Below are 19049 nucleotides of genomic sequence, written 5' to 3' on the forward strand. Positions count from 1 at the left end.
CTTGCCTGCGATGAGGCCATGAGGGTTTAGAGAGTCTTGGCCGACGCCGGATTGATCATCCGCGCCAGACCCAGATTCTTCAGCGCCAATTGCAGCGAGCTGTGGATAACTTGCGGATTGTCGATGGTCATCAGCTCCGCCAGCAATTCCCTGGCTTTGCTCAGATTGATCTGGCGCAGCATCCACTTCACCTTCGGCAGGTTGGTGGCGTTCATCGACAAGCTGTCAAAACCCATCGCCATCAACAGCACTGCCGCCGCCGGATCACCGGCCATTTCCCCGCAGATACTCACCGGCTTGCCTTCGGCATGGGCGTCGCGCACAACGTTCTGCAAGGCCTGAAGGACCGCCGGGTGCAGGTAATCGTAAAGATCGGCGACCCTTGGGTTGTTGCGGTCAACGGCCAGCAGGTATTGCGTCAAATCGTTGGAACCGACTGACAAAAAGTCCACCTGACGCGCCAGTTCCCTGGTCTGATACACCGCCGCCGGAATCTCGATCATCACGCCAATCGGCGGCATCGGTACGTCAGTGCCTTCATCGCGCACCTCGCCCCACGCCCGGTGGATCAGGTGCAGCGCTTCTTCGAGTTCGTGAGTGCCGGAGATCATCGGCAGCAAAATCCGCAGATTGTTCAGGCCTTCACTGGCCTTGAGCATCGCGCGGGTCTGCACCAGAAAGATTTCCGGGTGGTCGAGGGTCACGCGAATGCCGCGCCAGCCGAGAAACGGGTTGTCTTCCTTGATCGGGAAGTACGACAGCGACTTGTCGCCACCGATGTCCAGGCTGCGCATGGTCACCGGTTGCGGATGGAACGCAGAGAGCTGCTCGCGGTAGATCGCCAGTTGTTCTTTTTCACTCGGGAAGCGCTGGTTGATCATGAACGGCACTTCGGTGCGGTACAGGCCCACGCCTTCCGCTCCACGTTTTTGCGCGCGCGCCACGTCCGCCAGCAGGCCGGTATTAACCCACAGCGGCATGCGGTGGCCGTCAAGGGTCACGCACGGCAGATCGCGCAGCGCGTCCAGCCCGAGGGAGAGTTGTTTTTCTTCCTCGACCACTTCGGCGAACTGCTTGCGCAGCACGTCGCTGGGGTTGGTATAGACCTCGCCGTGGTAGCCATCGACGATCATCTGAATGCCATCGACCTTCGAATACGGCAGATCGACCAGACCCATCACCGTCGGGATGCCCATGGCGCGCGCCAGGATCGCCACGTGGGAGTTGCCGGAGCCGAGTACCGAGACCAGACCGACCAGCTTGCCTTCCGGCACCTCGCCGAGCATCGCCGGCGTCAGTTCTTCACTGATCAGAATGGTGTTGTCCGGGTACACCAGGGTCTGTTGACGCTCTTCTTGCAAATAGGCAAGCAGGCGCCGGCCGAGGTCCTTGACGTCGGAAGCGCGCTCACGCAGGTAGGCGTCGTCCATCAATTCGAAACGGTTGACGTGTTCGGTGACCACCTGACGCAATGCGCCCTGCGCCCACTGGCCGGTCTTGATCACCGTGGTGATTTCGCTGCCGAGCGAGGCATCGTCGAGCATCATCAGGTAGACATCAAACAGCGCGCGTTCTTCCGGGCGCAACTGGTTCGCGAGTTTGGCAGACAGAGCGCGCATGTCGGCGCGCACGCCTTCGATGGCGGTCTTGAACAGCCCGAGTTCCGCAGTGATGTCGGCGATGGTTTTGTCCGGCACCACGTCCAGATCGGCCGGCGGCAACATGACCACCGCAGTACCCACCGCCGCACCCGGCGAGCCCGGTACGCCGACGAACTTTGCCTCCTGAATGCCTTTGCCCTGACGACCCAGACCGCGGATCGAGCCGGTAGCCTCGGCGTGGGCGATAACCCCGGCGAGCTGTGCGCTCATGGTCACGAGGAAGGCTTCTTCACCTTCGTCGAACTGACGGCGTTCCTTTTGCTGAATGACCAACACGCCGACGACGCGGCGGTGGTGGATGATCGGCGCCCCGAGGAAAGACGCATAGCGCTCCTCCCCGGTCTCGGCGAAGTAACGATAACGCGGGTGATCGGCGGCGTTTTCCAGGTTCAGAGGCTCTTCACGCGTGCCCACCAGACCAACCAGACCTTCGTTCGGCGCCATGCTGACCTTGCCGATCGAGCGCTTGTTCAGGCCCTCGGTGGCCATCAGCACGAAGCGATTGGTCTCGGGATCAAGCAGGTAGACCGAGCAGACCTGACTGCCCATCGCCTCTTTCACGCGCAGCACAATAATCCCCAACGCCGCCTTGAGATCCTTGGCGGAGTTAACTTCCTGGACGATCTTGCGCAGCGTATTGAGCATGGCTCGGGGTCGAACTCCGTCGTCAGTCGCGCGTTAAAAGGCGCGGGGCAAGCTCTTTGAGAGCGCGTCGATACACCTCGCGCTTGAATGTCACCACCTGGCCCAACGGATACCAATAACTGACCCAGCGCCAGCCATCGAACTCCGGTTTACCGGTCAAATCCATCCGCACCCGCTGTTCGTTGGAGATCAGGCGCAGGAGAAACCATTTCTGTTTCTGGCCGATGCACAGCGGTTGGCTGTGCGTGCGGACCAGACGTTGCGGCAAACGATAACGCAACCAGCCCCGGGTGCAGGCGAGTATTTCAACATCCTCGCGCTCCAGTCCGACTTCTTCGTTCAACTCGCGATACAAGGCGTCTTCCGGCGTCTCCTGGGGGTTGATACCTCCCTGTGGAAACTGCCAGGCATCCTGATTGATACGGCGAGCCCATAGCACCTGTCCGGCATCATTCGTGAGAATGATCCCGACATTGGGGCGGAAACCATCGGGGTCGATCACGGCAACAACCTCGCAAACGCATGTCGTCGCATTGTTCCACAAAGGTTGTGAAGGCAGCAACGAGGCGGCCTACCTTATGTGCACTCTTGTGAAAAGTCCGTATTCTGGACGCCTTTCTACAAACTTTTCAGCGAGTAAGTGCAATGCGGCTGGCTTTATTCGACTTGGACAACACGCTTTTGGGCGGCGACAGTGACCACGCCTGGGGCGATTATCTGTGCGAGCGCGGCTTCCTCGACGCCGTGGCCTACAAGGCACGCAACGATGAGTTTTATCAGGATTACCTGGCCGGCAAGCTGGATAACGCCGCCTACCTGAATTTTTGCCTGGAAGTGCTCGGCCGCACCGAAATGGCCACGCTTGATCTATGGCACAGCGATTACATGCGCGATTGCATCGAGCCGATAATCTTGCCAAAAGCCGTTGAGCTGCTGGCCAGGCACCGTGAGGCCGGTGACAAACTGGTAATCATCACCGCCACCAACCGTTTCGTGACCGGGCCGATTGCCATGCGCCTGGGCGTCGAAACACTGATCGCCACCGAATGCGAAATGGTGGATGGCCGTTACAGCGGGCGCAGCACCGACATCCCGTGCTTTCGTGAAGGCAAGGTGACGCGGCTGAATCGCTGGCTGGAAGAAACCGGGTTTTCGCTGGAGGACAGCTATTTCTACAGTGACTCGATGAATGATTTGCCGTTGCTGGAACAAGTGGCGAATCCGGTGGCGGTGGATCCGGACCCGAGTCTGCGCGCTGAAGCCCGGAAGCGTGGCTGGCCGGTGATAACTTTGCGCGACTGAAACAACCTCGCGAGCAGGCTCACTCCTACATTGGAATGCGGTGTGAAGTGCGCCCCAGAAGTTGGACATCCAATCCAATCTCTGGGGTGTTTTCATGAGTCAGTACACATCGCAATTCAAGTTGTCTGCTATCACCGCTTTTCTCGAGCGAGGCAGAGGTTTTCGCTTCATAGCAGCCCAATTCCAGATGGACCCTACCTTGCTTCGCCGCTGGGTGGAGGCCTACCGGTTGCATGGTGATGCCAGCCTGAAGGTTCGCAACAGGGTCTACAGCCCTGAGTTCAAACTCGGCGTTCTACAGCGCATGTGGCGAGACAAGCTGTCTTTACGTCGCGTGGCGGCCCTTTTCAATCTTGGCAACTCAAGCCAGGTGGGCAGATGGCAGCAGCGGTATTACAGTGGCGGCTTCGAAGCCCTGTCTGCAGGGAAAGGATTGAACACCGCCATGACCCTGCCACCTGACAAGATTCCTGACCCGACATCGCCAAGTGATGATGACCTTTCGCACGCAGAGTTGCTGATCAAGCTTCGCAAGCTCCAGGTGGAGAATGCCTGGCTAAAAAAGCTCAAAGAGTTCAGGGAGGAGAAGAAAAGGCAGGAGCAGGCGAAAGCCGTCGGCAAAAAACCACGCTAGTTACTGAGTTGCGAGAGCATTTTGCGCTCGATGAGCTGCTTGAAGCCGCCGACCTGCCACGCAGCACTTACTACTATCAAGCCAAGGCAATGGCGAGTGGAGATCGGTTCGCCTCACTGAAAGCCGCTATCCAGAGCATCCAGGCCACCCATAAGGGGCGTTATGGCTATCGTCGGATGACTGCTGCGCTACGTAACATCGGCCAGAGGGTTAACAGTAAAACGGTGCGAAGGCTGATGGACGAATTGGGTCTCAAGTGCACGGTGCGCCCGAAGAAATACCGCTCATACCGCGGGCTGATGGGCGAAGCCTCGCCCAACACGCTGGCTCGCGATTTCGAGGCCGGGCAGCCGAATCAGAAATGGGTCACGGATGTCACCGAGTTCAAAGTGGCGGGTGAAAAGTTGTACTTGTCTCCGGTGCTGGATCTCTACAATGGCGAAATTGTCGCTTATCAGACCGCCACCCGGCCTCGCTATACCTTGGTGGGTGACATGCTGGAGAAAGCTCTGGAGCGGCTACCTGAGACTGTCAAGCCCCTGCTGCACTCCGATCAAGGCTGGCACTACCGCTACCCGGATTACCGGGAACGCCTGGAAAAAGCGGGCCTGGAACAAAGCATGTCGCGCAAGGGAAACTGCCTGGACAACGCGACGATGGAGAGCTTTTTTGGCACATTGAAGTCTGAATATTTCTACCGCGAGCGCTTCGACAGCGTGGCCCAGTTGCAAGCCGGGCTGGATGAATACATCCGTTACTACAACCATGATCGAATCAAGATGAAACTGGGCGGACTGAGCCCTGTAGCGTACAGGGCGCAGTTCGCGATAGCTTAGCCAACCGGTGTCCAGGTTTTGGGGCGCACTTCAGTGCCCTGTAGGAGCGAGCTTGCTCGCGATGGTCGTTAACGATGACGAGGGCTGCCTGAATGGCCACGGCGCACTCAGGTTCCTCGCGAGCAAGCTCGCTCCTACACCGGTTTGGCGCCCATCAATCCGGCAATGGCGACAAAACAGACGAAGCTGATCAGTGCGAGGGCAAAAGTAAACTTGCCGTTCCCTCCCGACGCCTTGCGCAACTTGTTCAGCCGCACCAACAGCCAGAACCAGCCCAATGCCGCCACCGCGTAAAGTACGCTCGAGGCCAGCAACCACGTCTGCCCCAACGGCCAGCCCACCAGGTGCACCATCCACCAACCGGTGAATGGCATGCTCAGCAAGGCAATGCCCATCAACAGCCAGGCGAACAGCCGCGGACGCTGCAGCGTGCGTGCCGCAGCAGTCGCATCGCCCCTGCGCCGTGCTTGCCAAACCCATATCCCCAGCGCCAGCGCACAGCCAAACATGATTGCCGTCGCCGCGGTGTGTGCCATTTTCAGGGCAGTTAACGTTTCCATGGTTCGATATCCTTATGGCGTGCCCATCAGCGTAGCCTTTCAGCCGAGAAACAGCTGATAGGCCGGGTTGTCGCTTTCATCCCAGTACGGGTAGCCAATTTCCTCAAGGGCTGCAGGAACCAGATGACGCTCGTCGTGAGGCACCTGCAAGCCCGCCACCACGCGACCGTCCGCCGCGCCGTGATTGCGGTAATGGAACATCGAGATATTCCAGCGCCCGCCGAGTTTGTTGAGGAAATTGAACAATGCGCCCGGACGCTCCGGGAATTCGAAACGCAGCACCACTTCATCGACGACATGCGCCGCACGCCCGCCGACCATGTGCCGGATGTGCAACTTGGCCAATTCGTTGTCGGTCAGGTCGAGCACCGGAAAACCCTGCCCGGTCAGACTGGCGAGCAATGCACTGCGCGGATCGTTGTCCGGATGCGTCTGCACGCCAACGAAAATGTGCGCCTCGCTGCCGGTGTTGTAACGGTAGTTGAATTCAGTGATCTGGCGTTTGCCGATGGCTTCGCAGAATGCCTTGAAGCTGCCCGGTTTCTCCGGGATGGTCACCGCGATAATGGCTTCGCGGCCCTCGCCCAGCTCGGCGCGTTCAGCGACATGGCGCAAGCGGTCGAAGTTGACGTTGGCGCCGGAATCGATCGCCACGAAGGTGTGGCCGGCGATCCCGTGCCGCTCGACGTATTTCTTGATGCCTGCAACGCCGAGTGCGCCGGCAGGTTCAGTGATCGAGCGGGTATCGTCGTAGATATCCTTGATGGCCGCGCAGATTTCATCGGTGCTGACGGTGATCACTTCATCGACGTGGTCTTTGCAGATTTCAAAGGTGTGTTGACCAATCTGTGCCACTGCAACGCCGTCGGCGAAGATACCCACCGTTGGTAACACCACACGCTCGCCGGCCGCCATGGCCATCTGCAGGCAGTTGGAATCGTCCGGCTCGACGCCGATGATCTTGATCTCCGGGCGCAGGTATTTCACGTAAGCGGCGATGCCGGCGATCAGCCCGCCGCCGCCCACCGGAACGAAGATTGCGTCCAGCCGCCCCGGGTGCTGGCGGAGAATCTCCATGGCCACCGTGCCCTGCCCGGCAATGGTGTGCGGATCGTCGTAAGGGTGAATGTAGACATAGCCCCTTTCGTCGACCAGTTTCAGCGAGTAGGCCAGCGCTTCGGGAAACGAATCCCCGTGCAGGACCACTTTGCCGCCGCGTGAGCGCACGCCTTCGACTTTGATTTCCGGGGTGGTCTTGGGCATGACGATGGTCGCTTTCACGCCCAGCACTTTCGCCGCCAGGGCCAGCCCCTGCGCATGGTTGCCGGCCGATGCAGTGACAACGCCACGGGCACGCTCTTCGTCGCTCAACTGGGTGAGCTTGTTGTAGGCGCCGCGAATCTTGAACGAGAACACGGGCTGCAAGTCTTCACGCTTGAGCCAAATGCTGTTGCCCAACCGCTCGGAGAGCTGGCGAGCAGTCTGCAACGGGGTTTCTACGGCAACGTCATAAACGCGCGAGGTGAGGATCTTTTTGACGTACTGTTCGAGCATCGGAAAGCATCACTGAGCGGGTTGGGCAGGGCCAAGGAGTCTAACCCGGCTTTTGGTTGGGCGACCACACTAAACCGGGGGTTTTAAAGTTACCCACAATCCCTGTGGCGAGGGGGCTTGTCGGAATGCCGCACCACCCCGTTCGGCTGCGTAGCAGTCGTAAAACCTATTCATGCGGTGTGTCAGGAAGAATGCAGGGGAGCGCTTCGCACTCCAACGGGGGCAAGCCCCCTCACCACAGGGTGTTTCCCCCTGCACTATCGCAAAGCCTATAATGCCGGCCTTTCCGTCCCCCTGCCCGCTTTCGGAGCCCGCATGAACCAGGATCAACTCAAACAGGCAGTGGCTCAGGCCGCCGTCGACTTCATCCTCCCGAAACTCGATGACAAGAGCATCATCGGGGTCGGCACCGGCTCCACCGCCAACTGCTTCATCGATGCCCTGGCGCAGCACAAGGGTGCGTTCGACGGCGCGGTCGCCAGCTCCGAAGCGACTGCCGCGCGCCTGAAAGGTCACGGCATTCCGGTGTACGAGCTGAACACCGTCAGCGACCTTGAGTTCTACGTCGACGGCGCCGATGAAAGCGATGAGCACCTGAACCTGATCAAGGGCGGCGGCGCTGCCCTGACCCGCGAGAAGATCGTCGCGGCTGTCGCCAGGACCTTCATCTGCATCGCCGACGCCAGCAAACTGGTTCCGGTCCTCGGCGCGTTCCCGCTGCCGGTGGAAGTGATCCCGATGGCCCGCAGCCATGTCGCCCGTGAGCTGGTGAAACTGGGCGGCGACCCGGTTTACCGTGAAGGCGTGCTGACGGACAACGGCAACATCATTCTGGATGTGTTCAACCTGCAGATTACCCATCCGGTGGAGCTGGAAACGCGGATCAACGCCATCGTCGGCGTGGTCACCAATGGCCTGTTCGCAGCGCGTCCGGCAGACGTGTTGTTGCTGGGGACCAGTGAAGGTGTGAAGACCCTGCGCACAAAATAAGCCGTACACATCCCTTGCAGGAGCTGGCTTGCCAACTCCTGCAAGGTAGACGCTAACGCGTTAAAGCTGTGCAGGTTTCTTGAACACGTAAAACAGGTTTGGCTCGCTCACCACATATATCGTTCCGTCGTCGTCCATGGCGATGCCTTCCGCTTGTGGCACAGATTTTTGCAATCCCTGACGCCCCTTGTTCAACGACAGGGTGCTCAGCGGCCGCCCGTCCACGTCCAGCTCCAGAATCAGCCGCGACTCATCGGACAGCGCCAGCAGATGCCCGCTGCGCTCATCGAATTGCAGGCTGGAGAGGTCCCGCACGAACAGCCCGGCATCGCGCTTCGGGTTATTCACTACGTGCACCGCATAAGACTTTTCCGGATCGTAATAAGGAAAACCCTGAATTTCATAAATCAGCATTGGGTCGCGTTCCTTGGCGACAAAAAGACGCTTGCCCACCGAATCGTACGCCAGCCCTTCAAAGCCTTTATTGCCGTTCATATGCACACCCAGCGTTATCTGCTCCGCATCCGCTGCGTCGAGGAACGCGGTGTCTTCGTCCAGACGAATCTTGATCAGCCGTTGCTGGTGTTCATCGGTGATCACGTAAGTATCTTCGCTGATGAATTCCACGGCTTCCGGATCGCCGAAACCGACCAGCGAGATGCGCCGGATAATCTGGCCTTCCAGCGACAGCTCAACCAGCTCGGAATCTTTGTTGGTCACGGTAAACAGACTTTTGCGCACGGGATCGTAGGTCAGCGCAGAGACATTATCGTTAAGCCCATCGATGACGCGCGCCTCGACCATGACCTGATAGCGATCAAGAGCGATGGACTGGGCGTTTTCCACCTGCCAGAACGTTTGCACATTGAACCAGGCGCGCTCGAACAGGCGCATGAACTGGCCAAGCGCAATCAGCGTGATCAGGGCGATTATCCCGAACATCAGGATCAAGGGTTTGGGACGGGCAAGTCGGCGCATTAAATGGGCTCGGAAACAGGACGGGTGGATGAAATACCACGGCAGTCTGAATTGAAACTTAAAGGCCATTAGCCTTGACCTACAGCCCGGCGTAAGAATTCCTACTCGTCAGTCGATCAGTGCTGCTTTTCGAAACGGTAGAACAGGTTCGGTTCGCTCACGATATACAGCGTGCCGGCCTCGTCCACGGTCACGCCTTCAGCGCGCGGAATGGTGTCTCTCAAACCGTTGAAACCGCCGAGCAAGGTCATGAAACTGACCTGCTTGCCCGTCTCGTCGAGCTCCAGCAGCAGGTGCGAATCGGCAGACAACACCAGCTTGTGGCCGGTGCGCGGGTCGATGGCCAGCGCCGAGAGGTTGCGGATATCCAGTTGGTTGCTGGCAAGCTTCTGCTTGTCGCCGGTCAGCGTCTGGCTGCCATCGCTTTGCCAGGTGAACAATGCCGGAGGACGCTCGTTGCCCAGCAGGATCCGCTGATGTCCCGGGTCCCAGGCAATCGCTTCAAAAGCCTTGTTTTGATTTTCGGAAGGCCCCAGGTCGTATGCAGGGAAGCTGGCGATGTTCAGCTCGCGGGTATCGGCGTCGACCTTGACGATGGACAAGACGTGCTTGCGCTCGTCAACAATAGCCAGCAGACCATTGGCCATGACCGTCAGTCCTTCCGGATTGCTCCAGCCCACCAACGGTATTTTGCGCAACACATCGCCCTGCAGTGTCAGCTCGACCAGAAAAGGATTCTTGCCCATCACCGAGAACAGGGTTTTGGTTTGCCGGTTGTAAGCGATGTCGGACGCTTCGTCCTCTTCCATACCCGGCAGCACTTTCGCGTCGATGACCGCCTTGTAATTGGGCAGCCAGATACTTTCCTGACGCTCCGCCGGGCTTTCGAAACGTTCCATCAACCACAACACACCACGGTCGTCCCAATGCATCGCGAAGGCCAGGCCATACGCAGCGGCGACGATCAGCGCAAGCCAGGCATACCAGCGCATGAAAAAGCGCGGGCGGCGGGCGGTTTCAAATTTTGCAGGTGGTTGGGTGGGCATCGAGGAACGTTCCAGGAATTCAGGCTTTGGGTTGCAGGAGCCGGCTTGGTGGCGATGAGGCAATCACATGCAACATTTATGTTGAATGTACCGCCGCGATCGCCAGCAAGCTGCCTCCTGCAGGGGCTTGCGGTGAACTAGCGGACGCTGCTGTTGAAGCTGCTGGCCCCCGGCAATTCGATCACCAGTTCGTCACCGACATTCAGCGGACCGACACCCACCGGCGTACCTGTCAGAATCACATCGCCGGCCTGCAGCGAGAAGCAACCCGCCATGTGCTGGATCATCGGCACGACAGGATTGAGCATCGCGCTGCTATTGCCGTCCTGGCGCACTTCGCCGTTGATGGTCAGGCGAATGCCAATGTCGGTCAGATCGGCAAAATGGCTGCCCGAAACGAATGGCGCGATGACCGCAGCGCCGTCGAACGACTTGGCGATTTCCCACGGCAAACCCTTGGACTTCAGCTCGGCCTGCTTGTCGCGCAAGGTCAGGTCCAGCGCCGGAGCAAAACCGGAAATGGCATCGAGCACTTCCTCGCGACTCGGTTTGGTGGACAACGGCTTGCCAATCAGCACCGCGATTTCCGCTTCGTAATGCACCGAGCCGCGATCGGTGGGAATGCTGAAACCACCTTCCAGTGGCACCACGCAGCTCCCCGGTTTGATGAACAGCAGCGGCTCGGTAGGCACCGGGTTGTCCAGCTCCTTGGCGTGCTCGGCGTAGTTGCGGCCGATGCACACCACTTTCCCCAGCGGGAAGTGAATACGGGTACCGTCGACATACTGGTGCTGATAGCTCATTGACCGACTCCTGATTCGTTGCACTTGGTTCAAAAAATCAAACAGCGAAAATTTTGCCCGGGTTCATGATGCCGTTCGGATCGAACACCGCTTTGACGGCTTTCATGTACTCGATCTCAACCGGCGAGCGACTGTAGGTCAAGTAATCACGCTTGGTCATGCCCACGCCGTGTTCGGCAGAAATCGAACCGTTGTATTTCTCGACTGTTTCAAACACCCACTTGTTGACGGTTGCACACTTGGCGAAGAACTCGTCTTTGCCGAGGTTTTCCGGCTTGAGGATGTTCAGATGCAGGTTGCCGTCGCCGATGTGACCGAACCAGACGATTTCGAAATCCGGGTAATGTTCGCCTACGATCGCATCGATCTCTTTCAGGAACGCCGGGACTTTCGACACGGTGACCGAGATGTCGTTTTTGTAGGGCGTCCAGTGGGAAATGGTTTCGGAGATGTACTCGCGCAGCTTCCACAGGTTCTGCAACTGCGTTTCGCTCTGGCTCATGACGCCGTCCATCACCCAGCCCTGCTCGACGCAGTGTTCGAAGGTTTCCAGCGCATGATTGGCTACTTCTTCGGTGGTCGCCTCAAATTCCAGCAGCGCGTAGAACGGGCAATCGGTCTCGAACGGCAGCGGTACGTCACCACGCCCCATGACCTTGGCCAAGGCCTTGTCGGAGAAGAATTCGAAAGCGGTCAGGTCGAGCTTGCTCTGGAAAGCGTGCAGCACCGGCATGATCGCGTCGAAATCCGCGGTACCGAGGACCATCGCAGTGAGGTTTTTCGGGGCTCGGTCCAGGCGCATGGTCGCTTCCACCACGAAACCGAGCGTCCCTTCAGCGCCAATGAACAGCTGACGCATGTCGTAACCGGTGGCGTTCTTTATAAGGTCGCGATTGAGTTCGAGCACATCGCCCTTGCCGGTGACGACTTTCATGCCGGCCACCCAGTTGCGCGTCATGCCGTAGCGAATCACCTTGATCCCGCCGGCATTGGTGCCGATGTTGCCGCCAATTTGGCTGGAACCTGCCGATGCGAAGTCCACCGGGTAGTACAGGCCTTTCTCTTCGGCGACATTCTGCAGCTGTTCGGTGACCACGCCTGGCTGACACACCGCGGTGCGGTCAGTCAGGTTGACCTCGAGAATCTGGTTCATATAGTCGAAGGACACCACCACTTCGCCGTTCGCCGCCACGGCAGCTGCCGAAAGACCCGTGCGCCCACCGGAAGGAACCAGGGCCACCTTGTGTTTATTGGCCCACAGGACAATGGCCTGGACCTGCTCGGTGGTCTTGGGAAACACGATGGCCGTCGGGGCCGGGGCGAAATGCTTGGTCCAGTCCTTGCCGTAAGCATTGAGGGAGTCGGCGTCGGTCAGTACCTTGCCAGGCTCAACCAGGGTCTTCAGCTCATCAATCAGCGCAGGATCGGTCATCGACAGAACTCTCGAACAATTCATGGTCATCCTGAGAACGCTTCACGTCGCAGGAATGAGTGTTTAGCGGGGCGCCTATGCTAGCATATCGACCCCGCAGGATAGCGCCCAAAGGCTATTCCGCGGTGACGGCTTTGTTGCCGTGCGGGTCAGCTCCTGTGCCCTGCCTCGTGTAAGGCAGGGCACCTAGCTCCCTTCCCTGCCATTTTTCTCCGGGATACAGGTTTACGCAGATGAGCAAGACTTCTCTCGATAAGAGCAAGATCAAGTTCCTTCTTCTTGAAGGCGTCCACCAATCGGCTGTCGACGTCCTCAAGTCGGCTGGCTACACCAGCATCGAGTACCTCACCGGTTCTCTGCCGGAAGCCCAGCTGAAGGAAAAGATTGCTGACGCTCACTTCATCGGCATTCGTTCCCGCACTCAGCTGACCGAAGAGATCTTCGATCACGCGAAGAAACTCGTGGCGGTCGGCTGCTTCTGCATCGGCACCAACCAGGTCGACCTCAACGCAGCGCGCGAACGCGGGATCGCGGTGTTCAACGCACCGTACTCCAACACCCGCTCCGTGGCCGAGCTGGTACTGGCCGAAGCGATCCTGTTGCTGCGCGGCATCCCTGAGAAAAACGCTTCCTGCCACCGTGGCGGCTGGATCAAGAGCGCAGCCAATTCCTTCGAAATTCGCGGCAAGAAGCTGGGTATCGTTGGTTACGGCTCGATCGGCACCCAACTGTCGGTGTTGGCCGAAGGCCTGGGCATGCAGGTGTATTTCTACGACACCGTGACCAAGCTGCCACTGGGTAACGCCACCCAGGTCAATAATCTGCACGAGCTGCTGGGCATGTCCGACATCGTCACCCTGCACGTGCCGGAAACCGCGGCGACTCAGTGGATGATCGGTGAGAAGGAAATCCGCGCCATCAAGAAGGGCGGCATCCTGATCAACGCCGCTCGCGGCACCGTGGTTGAGCTGCAAGCGCTGGCGGACGCGATCAAGGACAAGCACCTGATCGGCGCGGCCATCGACGTGTTCCCTGTGGAGCCACGCTCCAACGACGAAGAGTTCGAAAGCCCGCTGCGTGGCCTGGACAACGTGATCCTGACCCCGCACATCGGCGGTTCAACGGCTGAAGCGCAGGCCAACATTGGTCTGGAAGTGGCGGAAAAACTGGTCAAGTACAGCGACAACGGCACCTCGGTATCGTCGGTCAACTTCCCGGAAGTTGCCCTGCCGGCTCACCCTGGCAAGCACCGTCTGCTGCACATCCACGAGAACATCCCTGGCGTGATGAGCGAGATCAACAAGGTCTTCGCCGAAAACGGCATCAACATTTCCGGTCAGTTCCTGCAGACCAACGAGAAAGTCGGCTATGTCGTGATCGACGTGGATGCCGATTATTCGGAAATCGCCCAGGAGAAGCTGCAGCACATCAATGGCACCATTCGTTGCCGGGTGTTGTTCTGATCGCTGATTAAGCCAGCTCTGCTAGCAAACAACGCGTGGACTCGCAGGCACTCAGACTGCCCACATAAATGCCAGTCAGCCTAACTGACTGGCATTACACCAAGCGTCCACTGTATGCTAATTTGTTTAACACAGAAAAAATTGTAACCTTGTCTCTGGACTGGACAGATTCGCATTAGCACCAGAGAATCGGACATCCCCGTAGCAACAGATATTGCTTATCGCCCCGAAAGTTGACGGACGCTTGGCAATGTCAATCAAAAGTGTATTTCCCATCTAACATGAACGCGGGCTCTCTCCAGTTAATTCCCCTGACGATTCCAGTCCCATTAGATTCTATAAAGCCCTCGTCGCACATTTCCCACACGATTCGCAACAGCCCCATATTATCCCCCACATGCACCCAATTAGCTTGGTTGTACAGACGATCGAGCCGAGGAAAAGAGATACCTAATTCATTCTTGGTAAGAAAAAGAATTACCTCCTCGGGCCTCTCGTTGAGAACAGCTTTTCCTATAACACTCATTATCACATTCCTCCCAGTTGTTTGTACTCTCTGTCCGATTGCTTCTTATCAGCCTCTAAAGCTTCAGGGGTGTAGAGCAAGGCGGAACTATCTGTCAATTTATAGTCTTCTAGTGTTGCGGCGTGAGTGTTATTCCAAGTGGCACCGTCATCATCTGGCCTTACGCCGTCTGCCACACCTAATGTTCTGAATCGTTCAAGCTCTCTAAGTTCATGAGTATAGAAACGTTTGTCGATAGCCGAAATTATCAATTCACCCCGCAGGATTTTTTCCAGGCGACCAACCATGATGGCATTGGCATCCGAAGGGTCGAAGCGGCCCATATGTAACTTGACAAGGTCAATCCCCGCTTGAGTCACGGAGGCACTCGTCCAATCCAGATCCAGGATTGGGCCCCCAGCTTTGGCAGGATTGAAAAATCGACCGCTGTACTTTCCTCTAGTGGTAGCCCCTTCGTAAGGGCTATTGAAAACAACATAAATCGGCGGCAGGCCGCTGTTGATTGGAAAGCAGTAAATGCAATCCCTGAAGTCTGGTGACTCGAAGGCGGGCAGTGGACTGGGCTGCACGAGCAGTGGCAACAATTCAACGCCAGTGTAATGCGGCACTTGCACTGGTCGAGCAGGTGAAGTGGTTGAACTGCCTTCCCAGTGAATAATTGGAAAACTGAGGGTGATGGGCGGTGTGTCAGCGGAGGTGAAACTGTAACTGTTAGTTTTCTGGTCAAACTCCAGCGCCCGAACCGGCACCGCTGGCGAAATGCTCCCTCCCGCCGGTGTTGCAACCAGTGTGTATTGGCCAAGGTCACCAAAAATCCGATAGGGAAGGTCAATAGTTCCTTCGACAGCGGCGATTTCATTCAGGTTAGACGGTGCATGTGGCAAGACCGTGCTACCCGACAGTTTAAGAACCGTTTGAGGATAACGCTCGCCGTTACCCAGAGTGGGTGAGTAGAGCAAAGCGCCGATCCCAATCGCCGTCGCTCGACTGAGAAGTGCCTCTCCCAAACCCGCCAACAACAGACTGCTTTTACGGATTGCTGCCTCAAAGGTCCAGCCTGGTACGTTTTGGATAGTAGCGGCACCCGCCACAGTTACCATCTGTGCGGACTGACTAAGCGTTAGATTGAAGCTGTAGGCAGTTTCACCCCTAGCCAAGGCAGAATGGATGTCATCATCTATAGCTGGAGAGGCTTCCTCTAATATGGAAACAGCCTCGACAAGAATTCGTTTAACGTAAGCGGCTGTCAGAGACAGCAGAAAACCGTCGTAATAGCTTCGGCGTTCATACTCGTGCTCTGCCGAATCTACATAGGCCGCGAATAGCTCGGCAATGTCCATACTGTCCAAAGACAATGCGTCAATGCCAAAAAACCTACGCGCTTCATACCAGCTCCCATTCGATTCCACTCGCTGCAGGAGCTCGACAATAGTCGCTTTCTTTTTTAAAGCAACTTCCAGCTTATTGAATGGATGGGTAACAACAACTGAATTTATGCGCCGTTCTACTTCATCTCGCACACCCGCCATGCTATTTGCATATACACTTCCTATCTGATCTTGCACCGAAAGTGCTATAGCCACCAATAATGACCATGGATCGGGTTCTGCATTGATAGTTTCAATGCGGTGGGCCACAGTAACCGTCGGAATCGCTCCGTCCCAATTTAGAGCGTATTCAAAATTCGATGGAAATACTGGATATTCCCCTGGTGCGTTTAGCTGAGCCTCCGACGATTCCAGAGGCGGAGGAGAATCGATAGATTTTTGCATGCTGCATTCCTTGCAGTAATGTAAGTTCCATTTGATACAAACAACTAAGTTATGCCGCATCAACGGCAGCCTATCAACAGCAAAATGTTTACTGCATATGCCGTGATCAAATGGAGTAAATTCAACACCGACTAATTTCCACACTAAAAGTCGGTTATGTGGCTTTACTGAAGGGGCATCACATCATGACGCTCACCAGACGTAACTTCTGCTCAGCCTGTAGTCGCTGAAGGTAGTTCGAATCGTCTGATGGAAAGCCCTGTGGCTGAAGGTGTCGCTGCTCGCCTGCTTGAAAAACGCGCTGTTGCTGCTGTTGGTTCGGATTGATTTCAAGGCGACACCATCGCCTGACGCAGTTGCTTCACCGCTACGCCGCGAAAGCCCGGCCTGATCAGCCAGGCTTTCACGGTGAGTCTGCTTAACTGATCGAATCGCCCCTCGGGGCTCCCGTTTTTTATTTCACGTTAACAGTGATCTTCTCCGACACGATCGGCGGATCGAACGGCATGTGGCCGGCGTCGCCCAGTTCGAGCTGCAATGTATGTTTGCCCGGCGCCAGTTTGATGGTGGCCTCGGTTTGCGCCTTGCCGAAATGCATGTGGTTGGCGTCGGTCGGGATCGGCGCGCCGGCGGCAGGCAGATCTTTGACATCGATCAGCAAATGATGGTGGCCGGTGTGCTTGGTGGTATCGCCCGCCGGGGCCAACGAAATGTCCTTCACACCGAACTTGACCTTGAACTCTTGCGGCACGGTGGCGCCATCTTCAGGGGAAACAATGAACGCTTCTGCCCCTTTTGGAGCGGGCGTCGCCGCCGTCGCCAGCATCGAAGCACTCAGCAACAGGCCAGCAAAAGCTGCTCGTGACATAAAGGTTTTCATTTTCTTCTCCAGTTTTTCCGTAAAATCCGCTTGGGCATGACAACTTCATGACCATTCGTTGTCGAAGGCACGCATAACCATAGCAAAGCGAGCCTGATCCTGAGCCTCGCGATAATGAATTCAAAGGAGTGACCATGCGCTTTCTGCCTGGCCTGATCTGCCTGCTACCCCTTCTGAGCCCGGTGGCTCATGCCGAACTGATCGACGACATCAACGACCGCGGCGAACTGCGCATTGCCCTTGAGGCTAATACACCGCCCTTCAATTACAAGGACGACGGCAAACTCGCAGGTTTTGAAGTCGAACTGGGTCAGATGCTGGCCAGTGAACTGGATGTGCGCGCCGACTTTGTCGTCACCGATGCCAACGATCTGCTGGCCGGCGTCGAAAGCGGCAAGTACGACGTCGCCATCAACCACATAGCAATGACCCCGGATCTCAAGGATCGTTTCGACTTCAGCGAACCCTACGCGATTGCCGATGGGCAATTGCTTGCCCAGAAGGAAGAACAACCTCGGCCGATGGTGCTGGTGCAGGCGTTGCAGGAAGCGGCGCCGAAAGCCGAGCCGAAAGTGAGCCTGGCGATTCCGTTTCAGAAAGGTAACCCGGCGTTCCACGCCAGCCTGGAGAACGCGTTGCAGCGGATCAAGGCGGATGGGCGGCTGGCGGCGCTGGAGCAAAAGTGGTTGAAGGCGGATTCAACCGCAAACCCGAAACCTTGAACCTTACGCGATCAACTGTAGTAGCCGGCTTGCTGGCGATTGCGATTTAACATTCAACACTCGCATCGACTGTTACTGCGCTATCGCCGGCAAGCCGGCTACTACAGGGTATTGGGTGGGGTTTGGATTTGCAGGGCGACAGCGGCTTCGGACAATTCCAGCTCACTGAAAACCTGCACGCCGTGGCGCCTGAGTAGCGCCGCCGTCACACCTTCTCCCGGCACTTTCACCCCGCTGAACGTCCCGTCGTAGGTCAACAAATTCCCGCACGACGGGCTGTTGGCCTTCAACACCGCAACCCTAATGCCGTGCTCGCGCACCAACGCCAGCGCCTGATAAGCACCGCTCAGAAACTGCGCACTGACATTCTCGCCATCGGTCGTGATCACCGCGGCCTGTCCATCCAGCACTTCGCCACCCTGCCCGCCCGGGATCTCCGCCGCCGCACGCGGTGTCGGCAAACCGCCAGCCACTTCCGGACACAGCGGCACCACGCGACCCTCATCGAGCCACTGCTCAAGCACCTCAAACGGCCCGTTGGCCCCGCCGTCGTAACGCACGCGGTGACCCAGCAAACAGCGGCTTACCAGAATTTTCTGCATGATCAGAAGGGCTCGTTGCCGCGACGCCGAAACCAACCGGTCAACGACAGGCGATCACGCGTTGCAGGTAGAACTTCGTGGGGCACTTCGCCCGACAGGAACACCACCAGGCATCCGCCGGTCGGCACCACATCGTATTGCGCACCTTCCTTGAGGTACATGCGCAACTGACCACCGTGCTCGGGCAACCAGGCGTCATTGAGGTAGACCACGGCCGAGACCATGCGACGGTCGTCATCGCGAAAACGGTCAAGGTGCTTGAGATAAAAGGCCCCGGGCGGGTACATCGCAAAATGGCTCTCGAAGTCCTCGAGACCCAGGTACAAGCCGCGATTCATCGCCTCGCGCAGGCTGTTCATCAACTGCAGATAGCTGTCGCACGGCCACGCTTGACCCGGCTCGATCCACTGAATGTGATCACCGCGAATGCCCTCGCGAATTTCTGACGTCGGCCCGCGCCCCACGGCAGCCGGGGCCAGTTCACCCTCGGCTGCACGTTTACGGCACTCGGCCGCCAACGCTCGGGTCAGATCCAGAGGCAGGAAGATATTCTGCTGCGACCAGCCCTGTTCGGCCAGGTCATCGACGATACGTAACAGCAGCGGGTGATCAGAGGGTATTTGCATGGCGCGCATAGTATTCC

At 57.6% G+C, this 19049-nt stretch carries 17 protein-coding genes; 5 read left to right on the plus strand and 12 right to left on the minus strand.

Annotated features, from left to right (window positions below; all coding sequences use genetic code 11):
- Positions 1–26 precede the first annotated feature (26 nt).
- Together ptsP and ACYZT1_RS23890 are read right to left on the minus strand one after the other, a co-directional pair.
- Complete coding sequence (ptsP, locus tag ACYZT1_RS23885; protein ID WP_462016984.1) at positions 27–2306, minus strand: phosphoenolpyruvate--protein phosphotransferase; 2280 nt, start codon at positions 2304–2306, stop codon at positions 27–29.
- A gap of 22 nt (positions 2307–2328) precedes the next feature.
- Positions 2329–2808 carry an RNA pyrophosphohydrolase gene (locus ACYZT1_RS23890; protein WP_007945562.1) on the minus strand — a complete coding sequence of 160 codons (480 nt, stop codon included), beginning with the start codon at positions 2806–2808 and terminating at the stop codon, positions 2329–2331.
- A 143-nt stretch (positions 2809–2951) separates the two neighbouring features.
- Between ACYZT1_RS23890 and ACYZT1_RS23895 the strand changes: the two genes are divergently transcribed.
- Together ACYZT1_RS23895 and ACYZT1_RS23900 are read left to right on the plus strand one after the other, a co-directional pair.
- Positions 2952–3608: a histidinol-phosphatase gene (locus ACYZT1_RS23895; protein WP_462016985.1), complete on the plus strand. Its 657-nt coding sequence runs from the start codon at positions 2952–2954 to the stop codon at positions 3606–3608.
- Positions 3609–3702: 94 nt separating this feature from the next.
- Positions 3703–5078 (plus strand): IS3 family transposase gene (locus tag ACYZT1_RS23900; RefSeq protein ID WP_462016840.1). Its coding sequence is split into 2 segments (ribosomal slippage): positions 3703–4173 and positions 4176–5078, totalling 1374 coding nucleotides; the frame shifts between segments, so codons are not numbered across the junction.
- A gap of 134 nt (positions 5079–5212) precedes the next feature.
- Here the strand turns inward: ACYZT1_RS23900 and ACYZT1_RS23905 are convergent.
- On the minus strand, positions 5213–5638 hold the full coding sequence (locus ACYZT1_RS23905; RefSeq protein ID WP_462016986.1) for a DUF2269 domain-containing protein: 426 nt from the start codon (positions 5636–5638) through the stop codon (positions 5213–5215).
- Positions 5639–5677: 39 nt separating this feature from the next.
- Positions 5678–7192, minus strand: a complete 1515-nt coding sequence (ilvA, locus tag ACYZT1_RS23910; RefSeq protein ID WP_462016987.1) for a threonine ammonia-lyase, biosynthetic — start codon at positions 7190–7192, stop codon at positions 5678–5680.
- Between the two features lie 315 nt (positions 7193–7507).
- Between ilvA and rpiA the strand changes: the two genes are divergently transcribed.
- Complete coding sequence (gene rpiA / locus ACYZT1_RS23915) at positions 7508–8182, plus strand: ribose-5-phosphate isomerase RpiA (RefSeq protein ID WP_462016988.1); 675 nt, start codon at positions 7508–7510, stop codon at positions 8180–8182.
- Positions 8183–8242: 60 nt separating this feature from the next.
- On the opposite strand, the gene ACYZT1_RS23920 is transcribed toward rpiA, so the two are convergent.
- From ACYZT1_RS23920 to ACYZT1_RS23935, 4 genes are all read right to left on the minus strand, one after another.
- The gene (locus tag ACYZT1_RS23920; RefSeq protein WP_462016989.1) at positions 8243–9160 is read right to left on the minus strand and encodes an SdiA-regulated domain-containing protein; all 918 of its coding nucleotides are present in this window, start codon (positions 9158–9160) and stop codon (positions 8243–8245) included.
- A gap of 116 nt (positions 9161–9276) precedes the next feature.
- Entirely contained in the window at positions 9277–10206 is a 930-nt protein-coding gene (locus ACYZT1_RS23925) for an SdiA-regulated domain-containing protein (RefSeq protein WP_462016990.1), read from the minus strand.
- A 137-nt stretch (positions 10207–10343) separates the two neighbouring features.
- A complete protein-coding gene (locus ACYZT1_RS23930) occupies positions 10344–11009 on the minus strand; it encodes a fumarylacetoacetate hydrolase family protein (protein WP_462016991.1) in 666 nt (221 codons plus the stop codon).
- Positions 11010–11046: 37 nt separating this feature from the next.
- Positions 11047–12441 (minus strand): FAD-binding oxidoreductase, encoded by a 1395-nt coding sequence (locus tag ACYZT1_RS23935; RefSeq protein ID WP_462019311.1) that lies wholly within the window; start codon positions 12439–12441, stop codon positions 11047–11049.
- A gap of 233 nt (positions 12442–12674) precedes the next feature.
- Between ACYZT1_RS23935 and serA the strand changes: the two genes are divergently transcribed.
- Complete coding sequence (gene serA, locus ACYZT1_RS23940; RefSeq protein ID WP_028623688.1) at positions 12675–13904, plus strand: phosphoglycerate dehydrogenase; 1230 nt, start codon at positions 12675–12677, stop codon at positions 13902–13904.
- 528 nt (positions 13905–14432) lie between these two features.
- On the opposite strand, the gene ACYZT1_RS23945 is transcribed toward serA, so the two are convergent.
- Both ACYZT1_RS23945 and ACYZT1_RS23950 read right to left on the minus strand, forming a co-directional pair.
- Complete coding sequence (locus ACYZT1_RS23945; RefSeq protein ID WP_462016992.1) at positions 14433–16202, minus strand: S-type pyocin domain-containing protein; 1770 nt, start codon at positions 16200–16202, stop codon at positions 14433–14435.
- 454 nt (positions 16203–16656) lie between these two features.
- Positions 16657–17082: a DUF4399 domain-containing protein gene (locus tag ACYZT1_RS23950; RefSeq protein WP_462016993.1), complete on the minus strand. Its 426-nt coding sequence runs from the start codon at positions 17080–17082 to the stop codon at positions 16657–16659.
- Between the two features lie 134 nt (positions 17083–17216).
- On the opposite strand from ACYZT1_RS23950, the gene ACYZT1_RS23955 reads away from it, so the two are divergent.
- Complete coding sequence (locus tag ACYZT1_RS23955) at positions 17217–17804, plus strand: transporter substrate-binding domain-containing protein (protein ID WP_462016994.1); 588 nt, start codon at positions 17217–17219, stop codon at positions 17802–17804.
- Positions 17805–17905: 101 nt separating this feature from the next.
- On the opposite strand, the gene ACYZT1_RS23960 is transcribed toward ACYZT1_RS23955, so the two are convergent.
- Positions 17906–18406: a 2-thiouracil desulfurase family protein gene (locus tag ACYZT1_RS23960; RefSeq protein WP_462016995.1), complete on the minus strand. Its 501-nt coding sequence runs from the start codon at positions 18404–18406 to the stop codon at positions 17906–17908.
- Between the two features lie 2 nt (positions 18407–18408).
- A complete protein-coding gene (locus tag ACYZT1_RS23965) occupies positions 18409–19041 on the minus strand; it encodes a 2OG-Fe(II) oxygenase (protein ID WP_462016996.1) in 633 nt (210 codons plus the stop codon).
- Between the last annotated feature and the right edge of the window lie 8 nt (positions 19042–19049).

The sequence above is a fragment of the Pseudomonas sp. PB3P13 genome (genome assembly GCF_054897735.1).